The 15,695-nt window shown below is 51.1% G+C and carries 15 protein-coding genes; 12 read left to right on the plus strand and 3 right to left on the minus strand.

What is annotated here, in order from left to right:
• Positions 1-14 precede the first annotated feature (14 nt).
• Positions 15-773: a threonine/serine exporter family protein gene (locus tag ACX1C1_RS15435; RefSeq protein WP_458953061.1), complete on the minus strand. Its 759-nt coding sequence runs from the start codon at positions 771-773 to the stop codon at positions 15-17.
• Positions 770-1,948 (minus strand): M20 family metallopeptidase, encoded by a 1,179-nt coding sequence (locus ACX1C1_RS15440; protein WP_458953062.1) that lies wholly within the window; start codon positions 1,946-1,948, stop codon positions 770-772. Before ACX1C1_RS15440 ends, ACX1C1_RS15435 begins: the two co-directional genes overlap by 4 nt.
• Positions 1,949-2,120: 172 nt before the next feature.
• Here ACX1C1_RS15440 and ACX1C1_RS15445 point away from each other — a divergent pair, with 172 nt between their 5' ends.
• The 9 genes from ACX1C1_RS15445 (at position 2,121) to ACX1C1_RS15485 (ending at position 12,663) form a co-directional block, all read left to right on the plus strand.
• Positions 2,121-3,317 (plus strand): methyl-accepting chemotaxis protein, encoded by a 1,197-nt coding sequence (locus ACX1C1_RS15445; protein ID WP_458953063.1) that lies wholly within the window; start codon positions 2,121-2,123, stop codon positions 3,315-3,317.
• Between the two features lie 140 nt (positions 3,318-3,457).
• The gene (gene phoU / locus ACX1C1_RS15450; protein ID WP_458957696.1) at positions 3,458-4,117 is read left to right on the plus strand and encodes a phosphate signaling complex protein PhoU; all 660 of its coding nucleotides are present in this window, start codon (positions 3,458-3,460) and stop codon (positions 4,115-4,117) included.
• Between the two features lie 72 nt (positions 4,118-4,189).
• Positions 4,190-5,635 (plus strand): GGDEF domain-containing protein, encoded by a 1,446-nt coding sequence (locus tag ACX1C1_RS15455; RefSeq protein WP_458953064.1) that lies wholly within the window; start codon positions 4,190-4,192, stop codon positions 5,633-5,635.
• Complete coding sequence (locus ACX1C1_RS15460; protein ID WP_458953065.1) at positions 5,605-6,873, plus strand: EAL domain-containing protein; 1,269 nt, start codon at positions 5,605-5,607, stop codon at positions 6,871-6,873. Before ACX1C1_RS15455 ends, ACX1C1_RS15460 begins: the two co-directional genes overlap by 31 nt.
• A 142-nt stretch (positions 6,874-7,015) precedes the next feature.
• A complete protein-coding gene (gene polA, locus ACX1C1_RS15465; protein WP_458953066.1) occupies positions 7,016-9,694 on the plus strand; it encodes a DNA polymerase I in 2,679 nt (892 codons plus the stop codon).
• An 89-nt stretch (positions 9,695-9,783) separates the two neighbouring features.
• Positions 9,784-10,662 (plus strand): DNA-formamidopyrimidine glycosylase, encoded by an 879-nt coding sequence (gene mutM, locus ACX1C1_RS15470; protein ID WP_458953067.1) that lies wholly within the window; start codon positions 9,784-9,786, stop codon positions 10,660-10,662.
• A gap of 136 nt (positions 10,663-10,798) precedes the next feature.
• Positions 10,799-11,476, plus strand: a complete 678-nt coding sequence (gene ytaF / locus ACX1C1_RS15475; protein WP_458953068.1) for a sporulation membrane protein YtaF — start codon at positions 10,799-10,801, stop codon at positions 11,474-11,476.
• Positions 11,477-11,491: 15 nt separating this feature from the next.
• Complete coding sequence (coaE, locus tag ACX1C1_RS15480; RefSeq protein ID WP_458953069.1) at positions 11,492-12,088, plus strand: dephospho-CoA kinase; 597 nt, start codon at positions 11,492-11,494, stop codon at positions 12,086-12,088.
• Positions 12,085-12,663, plus strand: a complete 579-nt coding sequence (locus ACX1C1_RS15485) for a lytic transglycosylase domain-containing protein (protein WP_458953070.1) — start codon at positions 12,085-12,087, stop codon at positions 12,661-12,663. The genes coaE and ACX1C1_RS15485 overlap by 4 nt, the downstream gene beginning before the upstream one ends.
• Positions 12,664-12,761: 98 nt before the next feature.
• Here ACX1C1_RS15485 and ACX1C1_RS15490 read toward each other — a convergent pair whose 3' ends face one another.
• Positions 12,762-12,965 carry a small, acid-soluble spore protein, alpha/beta type gene (locus ACX1C1_RS15490; protein WP_458953071.1) on the minus strand — a complete coding sequence of 68 codons (204 nt, stop codon included), beginning with the start codon at positions 12,963-12,965 and terminating at the stop codon, positions 12,762-12,764.
• A gap of 120 nt (positions 12,966-13,085) precedes the next feature.
• On the opposite strand from ACX1C1_RS15490, the gene nrdR reads away from it, so the two are divergent.
• The 3 genes from nrdR (at position 13,086) to pstC (ending at position 15,695) form a co-directional block, all read left to right on the plus strand.
• On the plus strand, positions 13,086-13,568 hold the full coding sequence (gene nrdR, locus ACX1C1_RS15495; protein ID WP_458953072.1) for a transcriptional regulator NrdR: 483 nt from the start codon (positions 13,086-13,088) through the stop codon (positions 13,566-13,568).
• 207 nt (positions 13,569-13,775) lie between these two features.
• Positions 13,776-14,681 carry a phosphate ABC transporter substrate-binding protein gene (locus tag ACX1C1_RS15500; protein ID WP_458953073.1) on the plus strand — a complete coding sequence of 302 codons (906 nt, stop codon included), beginning with the start codon at positions 13,776-13,778 and terminating at the stop codon, positions 14,679-14,681.
• A gap of 108 nt (positions 14,682-14,789) precedes the next feature.
• Positions 14,790-15,695 (plus strand): phosphate ABC transporter permease subunit PstC, encoded by a 906-nt coding sequence (gene pstC / locus ACX1C1_RS15505; protein WP_458953074.1) that lies wholly within the window; start codon positions 14,790-14,792, stop codon positions 15,693-15,695.

Here is a 15,695-nt window from a genome sequence, read left to right on the forward strand (position 1 = left end):
CGAATGTTGTGCTCCTAATAGAAGATAGATAATATGGCTGCTATGCCGGATCCGATGGCAAAGGCGGTCAAAAAAGCTTCAGCGCCTTTGGATAGTCCAGACACAAGATGTCCAGCCATCAGGTCGCGGACTGCGTTGGTTATATGGAGCCCAGGCACTAAAGGCATAACGGAACCGATAATGATTTTGTCGAGATCGTGGCCGAGTCCAAGCTTAACGAAACCAATCGCGAGACTGCCGATCAACAAAGCCGTCAGGAACTCGGCAAAAAACTTGATAGGCACTATCCGGTGGATAAACAGGAAAAATAAGAATCCCAGCCCACCAGTTGCGAATACGGGTAGAAAATCAGGCCAGATGCCTCCGAACATAATGAGGAAGCACCCGCTTGCGACGGCAGCTGCCAGCACCTTGAGACCAGTTGGGTATTCCTTGGACTCCACGTCGATTTTCCTTAGCAGCTCATGGGCTTCCTCCGGCTCTAGCTGTCCTCCGCTAATCCGCCTGGATACGTCATTAACAAGCGCTACCTTACTGAGATTCGTATTCCGTTCCGAGATTCGGATCAACCGCGTGATATGCGATGAACCGTCAATGGCAAAGATGAGCCCCGTAGGCGTAACGAAGCTATGCGAATGTTCAATGCCATATGCGGCCGCGATCCTCACCATCGTATCTTCCACGCGATACGTTTCGCCGCCATTCTGAAGGATGATCTTACCGGCTAAGAGACAGGTTTGGGTAATTTGCTGCGTTCTCTCCGGGGTCATCATGATTGCTGTGCCGTCTGCTCGTTAAATTCATGACGAATAGCTGCACGGAGATCCTTATCAGCCATGACATCATAGGCGGTTGCCGCCAGCAGCTTGGCTCCAACGATCATACGATCCAGCGCCTTGTCCGTCATCGCCGCATCTCTGAATGCTTCGGTGTGCAGCGCCAGTCGTTCCTCCACGATCTTGACATAAGGATGTATGGCGGGGCAGCGTTTGGAAACGTTGCCCAGATCTAACGAGCCATGATCCTTGCCCTCCTGAATCTCTTCGGTTGCAATGCCCGCTTCAATCACATTGTTCATAAACGCAGATGATAATACCTCATTCGTGAGCAGCTCGTCATACGAATATTCGTAATAGCTGGTTTGAAGCGTGCAGCCTGTCGCAAGCGCCGCCCCTTCAGCGCAACGAAGCACTTTGGCTGTCAGCTCGTTGGTGTATGCTCGCGAGGCGGAACGGACGTAGAACTTCGCCGAAGCGTAGTCAGGTATAATATTGGGCGCCGCGCCGCCGTTGTCGATAATGCCGTGGATCCGGGCGTCGCTGCGCGTCTGCTGCCGAAGCGCGTTGATGCTTGAGAATAAGGCAAGTACCGCATCTAGCGCATTAATGCCTTCGTATGGGCTAGCTGCCGCATGCGCGGCGATGCCATTATATTCGAATCGAATCGCGTCCAGAGCAAGCGACTGCCCGGACCTCTCGAAGCTATGATAAGGATGCGCCATCAATGCGATATCGCAATCGTCGAATAAGCCGGCTTCGGCCATCGGGACCTTGGCGCCTTTTGTCTCCTCGGCGGGCGTGCCGTACACGCGTATCTTACCGCCGAGCGTGTCTGCCACTTGTTTAAGTGCAATGGCTGCCGCGGCGCTCATGGTGCCAATGAGATGATGTCCGCATGCATGACCAAGCCCCTCGAGCGCGTCGTATTCGCATAATAACGCGATTACGGCTCCAGGCTTGCCCGTGTCATATTCGGCCAAGAAGGCGGTTGCAAGATCGAGGACGCCTCGCTCAACCACGAATCCTTCGTTCTCGAGCAGGTTGCTCAGCTGTGCAGCTGCATAAAATTCTTGGTGGCCAAGCTCCGGTCGCCGACCGATACCGATCGCCGTATCACGGAACAACTCCGCATGCTGATCGATGGTGTCTAATGCTGTTTGTTTACTCATGTTCGTATTCATCCTTTAGGTCGAAATCATGGTTTCATTATATCATATCCGGCTCAAGGCTCGTTAGTTGACGCTAGACATTTAACATGCAGTTTACAGTGAGATGAATTCGGGATGATGCTTAGTATCTATAATTTGGTTAACTGATACTTGTCAATAGGAGGATGGAATCATGGTGACGACAATGCCCAGTCGCAATATGGCGGAAACCGAGAACATGGAGTCTAATGCTGAGGTCTCTGTCCGGAAGGCGGAGTCGCGGTCTACTGTTACTTCTGAGGCATCTAAGAGAGCAGCCATCCGATTGATCGATTATGTTAGAGAAGCCCCCGTCGTGAGCGAAGATGCGTTATGCAAAGATTTGCTCGATATATTCCAAGAAAATGCGGAATGCGAATGTATCGTAATGGTGAATGGTACGAGAGGCGGCATCAGCGGACTTGCCATGCGCAATCGTTTCTCGTACAAGCTTGCTCATCGATATAGCGTCGCTTTGTTTTACAATAAACCCGCGCTTCAGCTCTCCGACCGCGATCCGATCATCGTTGACGCTGAAACTACGGACCCGCGCGAGCTTCTCGATCTTGCGATGTCTCGTCAAGACGACACGCTTTATGATTGTATCATTGTTGTTTCTCGCGGACAGTTCGCGGGGGTGCTGGCGGTCAGCGATCTGCTTCGCATGTCGAAGGAGCTGCAGCAGCAAGCGATCGAAACACAAAAGGATACGCTGCGATCGGCTCAGCAACGGATCGAAGGGATTGAGGGAGCCGTGGAAAGCGTTCGTCAATCCGTTCAGGGCGGCGAGTCTTTATCGATGAAGATGGTTGATCTCACCTTGCAGGGCAAGAGCGAGCTCACCGTCATTCAACAATCGTTCCAGACGATCGAAAGAAGTTCTGTGATGCAGGAAGAACGGATGAGGGAGCTGGAGCGGGAGATGAGCTCCATTGGCGTAGTATCCAAATTGATCAAGGAGCTTGCTGAGCAATGCAACATCCTGGCGATCAATGCCTCAATCGAAGCGGCGCGGGCCGGCGAATACGGAAGAGGCTTCTCGGTTGTAGCAGGCGAATTCATGAACCTGGCTAATCAAACCAAACAATCGGCAATCGAGATTACGGGGATTACCAACAATCTTGTGCAATCCATTATTAGGGCGTCTGAGCATGTGGATGAGGGACGCAAGCTGACGACATCCAGCAGTCAGAACGTCGAAGCTGCTAACGCAGTCTATCAGGATATCTTCAAAGCGGCTGCTGACAACCGGAGCAGCGTGCAGCAGATCGGAGAGCTTGCTAGAGTGGCGCATAGTCTTGCGGCAGAGGTATCTCTGGAGATGGAGCAGCTGCGCCGTTCATACGCTTAAGCGGCATGATTCGAGGTCAGTTGGAGGTTTTTTCGCTAGTTTTTACCTCTGCTTTACAATTGAGAAATTCTCTATTAACATTCCGGGCGTAAAATACAGGCTGGGTTATTTAATTATCATACTAAGGAGGCATTCTTATGATGTCTGTCAGAAAAGAATTTGATCATGGCCTCGAGCAACTGCATACATGGATCGTGGAGATGGGGAATTTCGTGGAAAATGCGCTGGCCGAAGCGGTGATGGCACTGAAGAATGTCGATACGCAACGTGCGGCGGCTGTTATCGAGGACGATCACCAGCTTAATGCGATGGAAGAGAAAATTATGGATCTGGGAGCGAGGCTTATTGCGACCCAGCAGCCCGTTGCAAAGGATCTTAGACGGATTCTCTCCTCCTTCCGTATTGCAAGCGATCTGGAGCGAATGGGGGATCTCTCTGTCGATATTGCCAAGACGGTGCTTCGACTCGAAGGTCAGCCGCTAATTAAGCCATTGATCGATTTGCCGAGAATGGCAGAGATCGTCGCAACGATGACGTACGAATCGATTCAGTCGTTCATCAACGAAAATGTGGACCTTGCTTACAAAATGGCGAAGGACGACGATCAGGTGGATGCGCTCTATGGACAAATTACACGTGAGCTAACGATGCTGATGATGGAAAATCCGCGCAATATCGCGCAAGCATCGCTGCTGAGCTTTGTAAGCCGCCACTTGGAGCGATTTGGCGATCACGCCACGAACATTGGCGAGAGCGTCGTTTATTTGGTCACTAGCGAACGTCCGGATTTGAATCAATAAGCTAGGAATTGATTATGGCATCACCAAACACCTAAAGAGCGGTGCGTTGCATCAGGGATCGAGGGGAACGAAGTGGGCAAGATCGAAGAGGGATTGTTGCACAGCGCGTTGTTGTCGGCTATTGCAGAACGTTTGCAGGATGGCGATGTAACGATTCTGTTCATGCGGTTTCCTGCTGATCATGCGGGAGCGGTCGTCGCAGCGGAAGAGTGGGAGGGGCAAGAGCCCGGATTGTTCTGGAAGCAGCGTCTTACGACCGGCGTGCTCTATTGGCTTCATCATCCTGATGTCGACTTGACGGCTGAACAAGTGGAGAAGCGTGTGCTCGAGCAATGGAGGCTGCTGCTCACTAGCGATGGCATCACCAGATACGATTCAAGGCATGATGCGGGTAAGAGCATCGGTGTCGGAGCTGCAAAGCTCCGGCACATGGACTTACTATCGGTAGATGAAGGTGAAGTGATTTCGTGCATGCAGCATGCGCTGGGCAGGGGCAATGAGCAACGTTCGGCGCATATGCGTGAACATGTCGAAAACTCTCAAGTGGTAGCGGGTGGAGGTTATACGATCGGCAATTTGGCAAGCGAAGTACCTTTGTTTGATAGTCTTGCCAAGGTATCAGAAGTATCCCATTTGTTCGACACGAATCCAACGGTTCAAGGTGTTATCGTTGTGAAGGAGCGTCGGCCCGTCGGTCTGATCATGCGAGACAGATTGTATCAACAGCTTGCCGGGCAATTCGGTTATGCGTTATACAGCAGTCGCTCCGTGGAGCGGCTCATGATCAGAGATCCGCTTATCGTCGAAGAGCATACCCCGGTCGAGCTTGTATCCCAAATGGCGATGTCCCGCGACAATTCTCAGATCTACGACATCGTAGTCATCGTCAAGGACGGGTTAGTGAGCGGAGCGGCTACGATTCGCGACATCTTGGCTTGTATGACGGCGCTTCGAACCGAAGCGGCGCGCACAGCGAGTCCGCTAACCGGATTGCCCGGCAATGCGGGCATCGAAGCGGAGCTGTCGAGCAGGCTCGCGAGTCGCAAGCCATTTGCGGTGGTGTACGCTGATCTTGATTACTTCAAGTGGTTTAACGATTGTTTCGGCTTTGCCCGCGGCGATGAACTGATCCGCTACCTGGCTGAATTGCTGGTAAGCGAGTTCGGCAAGAGCAATCAATCATTTGTCGGTCATATTGGAGGCGACGATTTTATTGGTGTTCTTGACCCCTCGAATGCCGAATACATATGCGAACGGCTCCTCCAGCAATTCGATCATGGCGTACATCGGCATTACGGAGGATCAGACATAACAGTCGTAGAGAACCGCGAAGGTCAGAAAGTGGAGCAGAGAGGCGTCACCTTATCCTTGTCACTGCTGCAATGCGATGGAAGCAGCGGCATGGCGCTTGAGGATATATCCTTAAGTGCCGCGAGATTAAAGAAACGGGCCAAGTCGATATCGGGCAGTGCGTGCGTCGCAGGAGTATGGAACAACAGTCAGCCGAGAGAGAAGTGAGGGTAATCATGGAGCAGCACGAAGCTAGTGTCAACAAGCCGTATAACCGGGAGGCCGGTAAGATGCCTATCTACCAATTGTCCGTCGTCGGATTGATGTGGGACCATTCGGGGTTCCGCGACAAGGGAGGCGAGGAGGCATCTAACGAGCTATGGCAAGCTTGGACTAGCTTTGTGGAGCGATGTATACCCGAGCTTATCCCGAGGAGTGTCTTGAATTTCAAGTATCAATGGATGGCTAATGATCTGTTTATCTCTTTCATGCAGATTCCGTATGGCGATGAACATCCCGAGTATGGACTTAGCGCCCAAGTACTAGATAAAGCGAGTCGATTAGAAAACGACTTCCGCAAGGAATGGGCACGCAAATCCAACCTTGCTCCGCTAGGCAGACTCCGTGTGGGAATTGGCGCATTAAACTGCGGTGACTCTGAAGAGATCAGTGAGGATCTGTACTACCAAGCGATGAAACAAGCTATTGTGCATGCGCAGTCCGAAGGCGGTACAGAGCAGCTTCAACGAGATCGATTTTATCGCGAGCTGGTAGATTCCAAATTGATTTTTCCTGTTTATCAGCCCATCATCTCCATTCGCAGCGGTGACGCCTTCGGATTCGAAGCCCTCACCAGGCTGCCAGCGAACGCTTGGTTCGGAGGCCCTATGGATTTGTTCCGCTATGCCGAAGACAACGGAGGCGTTTACAGGCTTGATCGTCTCGCTCGTGAGCTGGCAATCAACGGGTGTTTGAAGCTTCGTAATGATCAGAAACTGTTCATTAACGTAATGGCGCAAATCATGGAAGATCCAAGGTTCTCTCCAGGCAGAACGATTAGCTTGCTTGAGGAACATCATCTGTCACCTCATCAGGTTGTCTTCGAGATAACGGAACGAAATTCGATTGAGGATTATCCTTCTGTCAAGAAAGCGCTGGAGCATTATCGCAGTCAGGGCTACCGAATTGCCATCGACGATGTTGGGGCAGGCTATTCGTCTCTGCAATCGATCGTCGAGTTAAGGCCTGATTACATGAAGGTGGACAGATCGATTATCCAACACATCCATAACGACGATGTGAAGGCTCATATCTTGACCACTCTTCAAGAGGTGGCTGGCAAGATCGGCTCGGAGCTGATCGCCGAGGGCATCGAATCCGGAGAAGAGCTGGAAAAGCTTGTGCAGATGGGCATCCCTTACGCGCAAGGCTACTTTCTCGGACGACCTGCCGCTTTCCCCGGATAAGTCTGGCCGGAAACGTGCGCGACATCGGATACGCGGCTTCGCTCAGCAATGATCAGTCTTCGGAGGCTCCCGCTTGGGATGCCTTTTTTTGTGCTATAATAGATGAAGCAATAATTGCTGGAAGCGAGGTGTTTGTTGGACTATGGACAAATGGATGTTGATCGATGGCAACAGTATCGCCTATCGAGCTTTTTTTGCATTGCCGCCGCTTACGAATTCGGCAGGTCATCATACGAACGCGGTATTCGGTTTCACGACGATGCTGCTTAAGATGCTCGAGGAGCAGAAACCAACACATGTCCTGGTGGCGTTTGATGCTGGGAAAGTAACTTTTCGCCATGAAGGATATAGTGAATACAAAGGCGGTAGGCAGAAGACGCCGCCCGAGTTATCGGAACAATTCCCTGTGCTCAAGGAGCTCATCTCTGCGTTTAATATCTCGCAATTCGAGCTATCCGGTTATGAGGCAGATGATATTATTGGCACACTGACGAAGCTGGCGGATGAAAGAGGAGTGGAAGCCATTGTCGTAACGGGCGATAAGGATATGCTTCAGCTAGCTTCGCCGGGCGTGACCGTAGCGGTGACGCGCAAGGGCGTCAGCGAAGTAGATTGGTACACGCCAGAAGCCATTGGCGAGCGTTACGGATTAGAGCCTCTCCAGATCATTGACCTGAAAGGCCTGATGGGTGATACATCCGACAATATTCCCGGCGTGCCGGGCGTCGGTGAGAAAACCGCACTCAAGCTGCTGCACGAATATGGCAGCGTAGAAAATGTGCTTGACAACCTGGCTTCGCTCAAGGGCAAGCTGAAGGATAATATCGAAGCGCATAAGGACGACGCCGTCATGAGCAAGAAGCTGGCTACGATCTTCCGCGAAGTGCCGCTGGACCGCGATGCGGAGGAGCTCCGCTGGAATGGCTATGACAACGCGAAGTTAGGGGAATCGCTGCGTAAGCTGGAGTTCAGGACGCTGCTTGATCGGCTGAATCTAGCTTCCGAAAGCGGCGCGAGCGAATCCGCGGCGCAAGCGGCTGCGGCGGAGCTGAAGGTAACCGCAATCCAGTCCGAGGGAGACGCCGGAGCCATTGACCGACTGATGGACAAGCTCGAAGCATCAGACAAACATGGCCTATACATAGAAGCGATTGGCGAGAATCCACATCAAGCGGATTTGCTAGGTTTGTCCGTATCCGTTGAGGACGAAGTGTTTGTCATTCATCGTGATGTGATGGGACAGGCTTTTGCCTCGAAAATCATAGATTGGTTAGGAGCCGAGGATCGTCCGAAGTATGGCTTCGATCTGCATAAGTCGGAGCTTGCGCTTAGCTGGGCTGGGTTCACATTAGGCGGCGCTGCATTCGATATTCAGCTTGCGGCATACTTGCTTAATCCTACCGATACGCAATTGTCGCTTAGCGCGATTAATGAGCGCTTCGGGCTAACAGGTGTGCCGTCAGACGAAGCGGTATATGGCAAAGGCGCCAAGTTTAAGGTGCCGGATCATGACGCTTTATTCCGCCATTTGGCGCTAAAGGCGGATGCTGTGCGGCGTCTAGTGCCTGTTATTACCGAAGAATTGTCGGAATCTGGCATGAACGCGCTGTATTACGATTTGGAGCAGCCGCTTGCACGCGTGCTTGCCGGCATGGAGCATCAAGGAATTAAGGTCGAACGCGAGGAGCTGGAGAAGCTGGGGGCTAGTCTGGAATCCCAGTTGTCCTCGATCATGACCGATATCTACGCCAAGGCAGGCGTGGAGTTTAATATTAATTCACCCAAGCAGCTGGGTGAGATTCTATTCGAGAAGCTGGGCTTGCCAGCCAGGAAAAAAACGAAGACCGGTTATTCGACCGACGCCGAAGTGCTGGAGGAGCTTGCGCCTTATCACGAGATTATCCCTCCGATTCTTCACTTCCGACAGCTGTCCAAGCTGCAATCCACTTACGTTGAGGGCTTGCTGAAGGAAATTCGGGAGGAAACGGGCAAGGTGCATACGTATTATCGCCAGACGATCGCAGCGACCGGTCGACTGAGCAGTCAGTTCCCCAATCTGCAGAACATCCCGATTCGTCTAGAAGAAGGCCGGCGAATCCGCAAGGCGTTTGTCCCAGCGGAGTCGGGCTGGCATATACTCGCAGCCGATTATTCGCAGATTGAATTACGTGTGCTGGCGCATATTTCGGGCGATGACAATCTCAAGGAAGCTTTTATTAACGACATGGACATCCACACCAAGACGGCTATGGACGTCTTCGGAGTGGAGGCGGAGCAAGTGGACGCCAACATGCGTCGCTCCGCCAAAGCCGTTAACTTCGGGATCGTATACGGCATCAGCGATTTCGGATTGTCACAGAACCTTGGTATTACGCGCAAAGACGCGGGTCAATTTATCGAACAATATTTTAACGTTTTCAAAGGTGTAAGGAAGTTCATGGATGATATCGTCGCCAGCGCGAAGCGGGACGGCTACGTCACGACGTTGCTGGACCGCCGCCGCTTCTTGCCGGAGATCAACGCATCGAACTTCAATCTTCGTTCATTTGCCGAACGGACCGCGATGAATTCGCCGATCCAAGGCACGGCTGCAGATATCATTAAGCTTGCAATGGTACAGATGGATGCGGCCATGCGAGAGCGCGGCTTGAAGAGCCGGATGCTCCTTCAGGTACATGACGAACTTGTATTCGAAGTACCTGACGACGAGCTGGAATTGATGAAGAAGCTGCTGCCCGAAGTGATGGAAAGCGCCCTGAAGCTGGATGTTCCGCTCAAAGCGGATGTCAGCTATGGGTCGAATTGGTATGAGGCGAAGTAGACTTGCAACATTTGGCATGCGGCACATGCTGTACGAACAGCGACGGCAAGATGACGTATGCCGTATAATGGGCTCAGAGGTGAAGAGACATGCCTGAATTGCCGGAAGTTGAAACGGTAAGACGAACATTAATCGAACTGGTAGCTGGCAGGCGGATACAATCCGTCACCGTAAAGCTGCCGAGAATTATACAACGGCCCGCCGAACCCGAACAATTCGCGGATGCACTAGCGGGACGTACCATCCAAACGGTGGAGCGAAGAGGGAAGTTTCTGCGGATCGTGCTGGACGGACTCGTCCTGGTCTCTCATCTGCGAATGGAAGGCCGCTACGGAGTATTCCCTTCTGATGAAGAGCCGGAGCTCCATACGCATGTGTTGTTTCATCTGGATGATGGGACCGATCTCCGGTACAAAGACGTACGCCAATTCGGCACGATGCATCTCTTCGCTGCTGGCGAGGATCTGCTGCTGCCGCCGCTTGTCAAACTTGGGCTGGAGCCGCTCGGAGACGAGTTTACGCTTGATGCGCTGCGCCATAGACTAGAACGGAGATCGACCCGCATCAAGCCGCTTCTGCTCAATCAGGAGCATATTGTAGGGTTAGGCAATATCTATGTAGACGAGGCGTTGTTCCAAGCGGGTATTCATCCCGAGCGCAGCCCTCAGAATCTTAGCGATATAGAATGGGAAAAGCTGTACGACTCCATTAGAGCCACACTGGAGCGCGCAGTTGATGCAGGAGGCTCCTCCATTAAGTCTTATGTGAATGGACAAGGCGAGATGGGGATGTTCCAGCATCAATTGCTTGTGTATGGACGCAAGGACGAAGCTTGTCCTTCTTGCGGAGCTTCGATCCGTAAGTTCGTGGTAGGCGGCAGAGGCACGCATATCTGTGAGCGTTGTCAGCCCTTGTCGCCGAAGCGGACACGTAACCAAGCAACGAAACAACCGGTTGTCCGCTCGTAAGAGGACTGCCATCCCAGCTTTGCTTGTGCACCCCGAACCGTTATCCGCATATGATGATGTGGGTAGGAACGATAGGCGAATGCCCCTATCCACTAAGGGATAGTCGGCGTTCGTCCTTGCGGGGAGGCGCTTCAAGGTGGTTGCACATGTATTATCTATGCTTGCGCTGGCCTTTGCTGTCAGTCTGGACGGCTTCGGGGTCGGTGTTACGTATGGGCTAAGGAAGATACGTATTCCGTTTCTGTCGGTGTTTATTATCGCTTGCTGCTCCGGCATCATCATCTGGCTGTCGATGCAAGCGGGCGGATGGTTAGGCGGATTCGTATCGGAGACGGCAGCCAAGCTGGTCGGCGCCGGGATTCTCATTGTGATTGGTTGCTGGGCGCTCATACAGTTGAAGATTGGCAAGAAGAGCAAGGAATCGGATGAGCTGGTCATCCCAGCGGAGCCGGTGATAGTCACGACCACTCCTATGACGATCTTGAAGCTCGAATTAAAGCGACTTGGGCTCGTTATCCAAATCTTACGAAAGCCGCAAACGGCCGACGTTGACCGCTCCGGAATCATATCCGCTTCGGAAGCTGTTATGCTGGGCGTTGCGTTGTCGCTTGACGCATTCGGCGCCGGGATTGGCGCTGCTTTGCTTGAGTTGCCGGCTCTGTCGACAGCGCTTGTGATCGCGATATCCAGCGCGGTGTTTCTGGTGTGCGGCACACGGATCGGCATGCGGTTCGCTGCCAACAAGAGTATGCACGCCATTACGGTGCTGCCAGGCATTTTATTAATCATGTTAGGCGTTATGAAATTATTATGATCTGAGGTGATACGGATGATCATCGGATTAACAGGCGGTATTGCCAGCGGCAAAAGCACAGTAGGACGATTGCTAGCAGAGCGAGGCGCCAAGTTGGTGGATGCCGATGAAGTCGCGCGGGAGATCGTCCGTCCTGGAGAACCCGCGCTTGAGGCTATCGCCTCTCTGTTCGGACAAGCTATCCTTCATCCTGAAGGGACGCTGGATCGGCAAGCATTAGGGAAAATCGTTTTTCACGACAAGGAAAAGCTAAGTCAGCTCGAAGCCATTACACATCCAGCAATCCGTCAACGCATGCAGTCGCGCATACATAGTTTCGAGTCACAGAATCCAGGCGGTCTGGTTGTAGCCGATATTCCGCTTCTGTACGAAACCAAGCAAGAAGCCTTGTATCAAGGCATCATGGTTGTCTATGTGCCAGTTGAACTGCAGCATCAGCGTCTGATGGATCGGAATAGCATGAGCCCCGAAGAAGCAACGAGGCGGATCTCATTGCAGATGGACATCGAAGAGAAACGCAAACGTGCGGACTGGCTTATTAATAACAGCGGATCCTTAGAGGAGACGGAGCGACAGGTACAGCAATTCTGGGATAGTCAGGGGTTCGTATGAGGAAGAGGAAGGGAAAGCTTGTAAGAAGGCTGCTGTTCTTGACGTTAATCGTCTTGATTGCCGTATTGTTTGTCCAGTCCGACTGGCTGGCACGCTGGATGTATCCCATCCATTACAAGGAAGATATTAGAGTAAGCGCTTTGAACTACGATCTGGAGCCGCATCTTGTTGCTGCGATTATTCGCGCAGAGTCCAATTTCGAGACGGGCAAGGAATCGAAGAAAGGTGCGCTTGGACTCATGCAGCTGATGCCAACAACGGCGGAATGGGTTGTGGAGAAGGCGGGCTTCGAGTCTGTAGACGAAGACATGCTTAAGAATCGGGCAGATGTCAGCATCGAGATCGGATCCTGGTATCTGGCAACGTTACATGAGCAATTTGATCATAATAAAGTCGCTTCCATCGCCGCCTATAATGCGGGTCCCGGCAACGTTCGCAAATGGCTGGACGAAGAAAAATGGGACGGAGAGCTGAAATCTTCGGACCAAATACCGTTTGGTGAAACGAGACACTATGTACAACGGGTCTTTTATTATTATAATAAGTACAAGGATTTGTATCCGGAATTCGATTAATGCCGACCATGCCAATAGACAAGAAGCCCCGAAGGGCTTGTCGCTTCAGGACAAGCACCTTCGAGACCTCTGTTATCCATACGACTAATGAATCAACATTATTTGTGGCCAGACAGGGATTGTTCAGCGATTTGGACTAGACGCTTCGTGATAGAGCCCCCGATGGAGCCAGCGTCTTTAGTCGCCATGTTGCCGTAATACCCGTCTTGCGGAATCGCGATGCCAAGCTCTTGAGCGACCTCATATTTCATTTGGTCCAGAGCAGCTGTCGCTTGCGGTACAACCAGGTTGTTCGATGCCATTGATGTTCACCTCCTTGCGGTTGGTACATGTATTATGTGTCGTATTCGAGTTTTCATTACAGGAAACGTATGGCAGAGAAATTAATGTTGATTCGTTCCACGAAAGGAGGTCCATTCTACATGAAATGTCCATATTGCGATTACTCCGGCACCAAGGTGCTGGACTCCAGACCCGCTAACGAAAACAAATCAATCAGGCGCCGCCGCGAATGTGAGAAATGCAGCAGGAGGTTCACGACGTTTGAGATGATTGAGGAAACGCCGCTAATTGTCATCAAGAAGGATGGCAGCCGAGAAGAATTTAGCCGGGACAAAATATTGCGAGGTCTCATTCGAGCCTGTGAGAAACGTCCAGTTCCAGTCGAACGTCTTGAAGTCATCGTCTCCGAGGTAGAGAAGGAGCTAAGAACAACAGCCCATGCGGAGGTAGACAGCAGCGATATTGGCAGCATTGTCATGAATGAGCTGTATCCCGTTGATGAAGTGGCCTATGTTCGGTTCGCATCCGTCTATCGGCAGTTCAAAGATATCGATATGTTCATGAAAGAACTGAACAGCCTATTGTCGAAACATCCGTTAAATGGCGGAGAACGAAACAATTAATTGAATAATCAAGATGAAGGAGCTTCTCCATTCGCTTTATGCGACGTGGACCAGCTCCTTTTTTTGCGTTTGTTGAACAATTGTTGAGAACGAGGAAAAACATTTTACATTTTACATTGAATTTACACTCCGCATATACGCACTTTAAAAATGCTCTCTATAATTCAATTTGTAGCCAGTAAAAATATAGGTGGAGGAATGAAACCAATGAAAAGTTTTCTAAAGGGTAAGATGTTCACGGGGGCTGTTCTAACTGTACTAACTTCGGCCATGATTGTTACAGGCTGTGGAAGCAACAACAACAATAATACGAGCGGTGCAGCAACTAACGCTCCGAGCAATGCACCAACGGAAGCGGCATCGCCTTCTCCTGAAGCAGCAGCTAGCGGAACGGTAACACTTGCAGGTTCTACATCGGTACAACCACTAGCAGAAGAGCTTGGAACAGCTTATATGGGCGTTAACAAAGATGCGAGAATTGAAGTTGCAGGCGGCGGCTCCGGCGCTGGAGTCAAAGCAGCACAAGCAGGTACAGCTGATGTCGGTATGGCTTCCAGAGGAATCAAAGACGAAGAAACAGGTATCGAGCCAATCGTCATCGCAATCGACGGTATCGCGGTAGTAGCTAACTCAGGCAATAATATTGAGAATCTTACTGTAGATCAAGTCAAAGGTATCTTCACTGGTCAAATCAAGAACTGGAGCGAAGTAGGCGGACAAGCGGGCGACATCGTTGTTATCAACCGTGAAGAAGGTTCCGGTACACGCGATGCATTCGGCGAGCTGGTACTTGGCGAAGAGCCATTCGTCGCTGAAGCGATCATCCAAAACTCCACTGGGGCAGTTCGTGAAGCAGTTAGCCAAGACGTGAACGCAATTGGTTACATCTCCACTGGCGGCCTGAATGATAGCGTAAAAGCAGTTAAAGTTGACGATCACGAGCCGACTGAAGAGAACATCAAATCCGGTCTGTATCCGATCCAACGTCCATTCAACTTCCTGGTAGGCGAGTCCAAAGAATCCACGGCGATTACACAAGCGTTTATCGACTATGTGCTTAGCGCTGAAGGTCAAGCAATCGTAGCTGATAACGGTTATGTAACAGTGAAATAATGTTCTAAAATTGTAAACATGCAATCGCGAGGATAGCAGATCATGCGCTATCCTCCGCGTTTGTTCTAAAGAATGGTTCATATTGACCGTCGTGTCGTGGGGGGATTGATGTTGAGTAGGATCCTGGAAGAGAAAATCGTAAAAACCTTTCTGTTCATCACAGCATTTACAGCAGTATTCAGTGTATTGTTAATCGGAGTTTTCATCTTTATCGAAGGTATGCCTATTTTCTTCAAATACGGAATCGTTGATGTATTATTCGGAAGTGTATGGAATCCTACTAATCAGGTATACGGCATCTGGCCGATGATCGTAGGTACGATCTATGTAACCTTTGTAGCTATTCTGATCGGTGCGCCGATGGGCGTGGGAGTAGCGGTCTATCTTGTAGAAATTGCCCATGTACGAATATCCCGGATTATTATTCCAGCTGTTGAATTGTTAGCCGGAATTCCATCCGTCGTATACGGCTTGTTCGGAATGTTCGCCGTCCGAGGTGTGATCTCAAACCTGGAGCGAGGGCCCTTAGCAGACTACTTGCCATCGAACTATCAAACGGGTTATTCCATCATAACAGCCGCTATTATATTGGCGATCATGATTTTGCCAACTATCATCAACATCTCACTGGATGCGCTCAAAGCAGTACCTCGTGAGTATAAAGAAGGCTCACTTGCTCTTGGGGTTTCCCATTGGCAAACGATTTACAAAGTTCTAGTGCCTGCAGCGAAATCCGGTATCATTACTGCTGTGATTCTTGGGGTTGGACGGGCGCTTGGCGAGACGATGGCCGTTATTATGGTTATCGGCAATACACCGCTTGTGCCGGCACTCGATTGGACTGGATTATTCGCTCCTGCGAGATCGATGACTGCAAATATCGCGCTAGAGATGGGTTACGCTGGACCTGAGCATCAGCAAGCACTATTCGCTACCGGTATCGTGTTGTTCTTGTTTATCCTCGTGCTTAACTCCGTCACGACGCTGCTGGTTCGCCGGAAAGGGAGGAAGTGA

It is taken from the genome of Paenibacillus sp. strain BS8-2 (assembly GCF_054483835.1).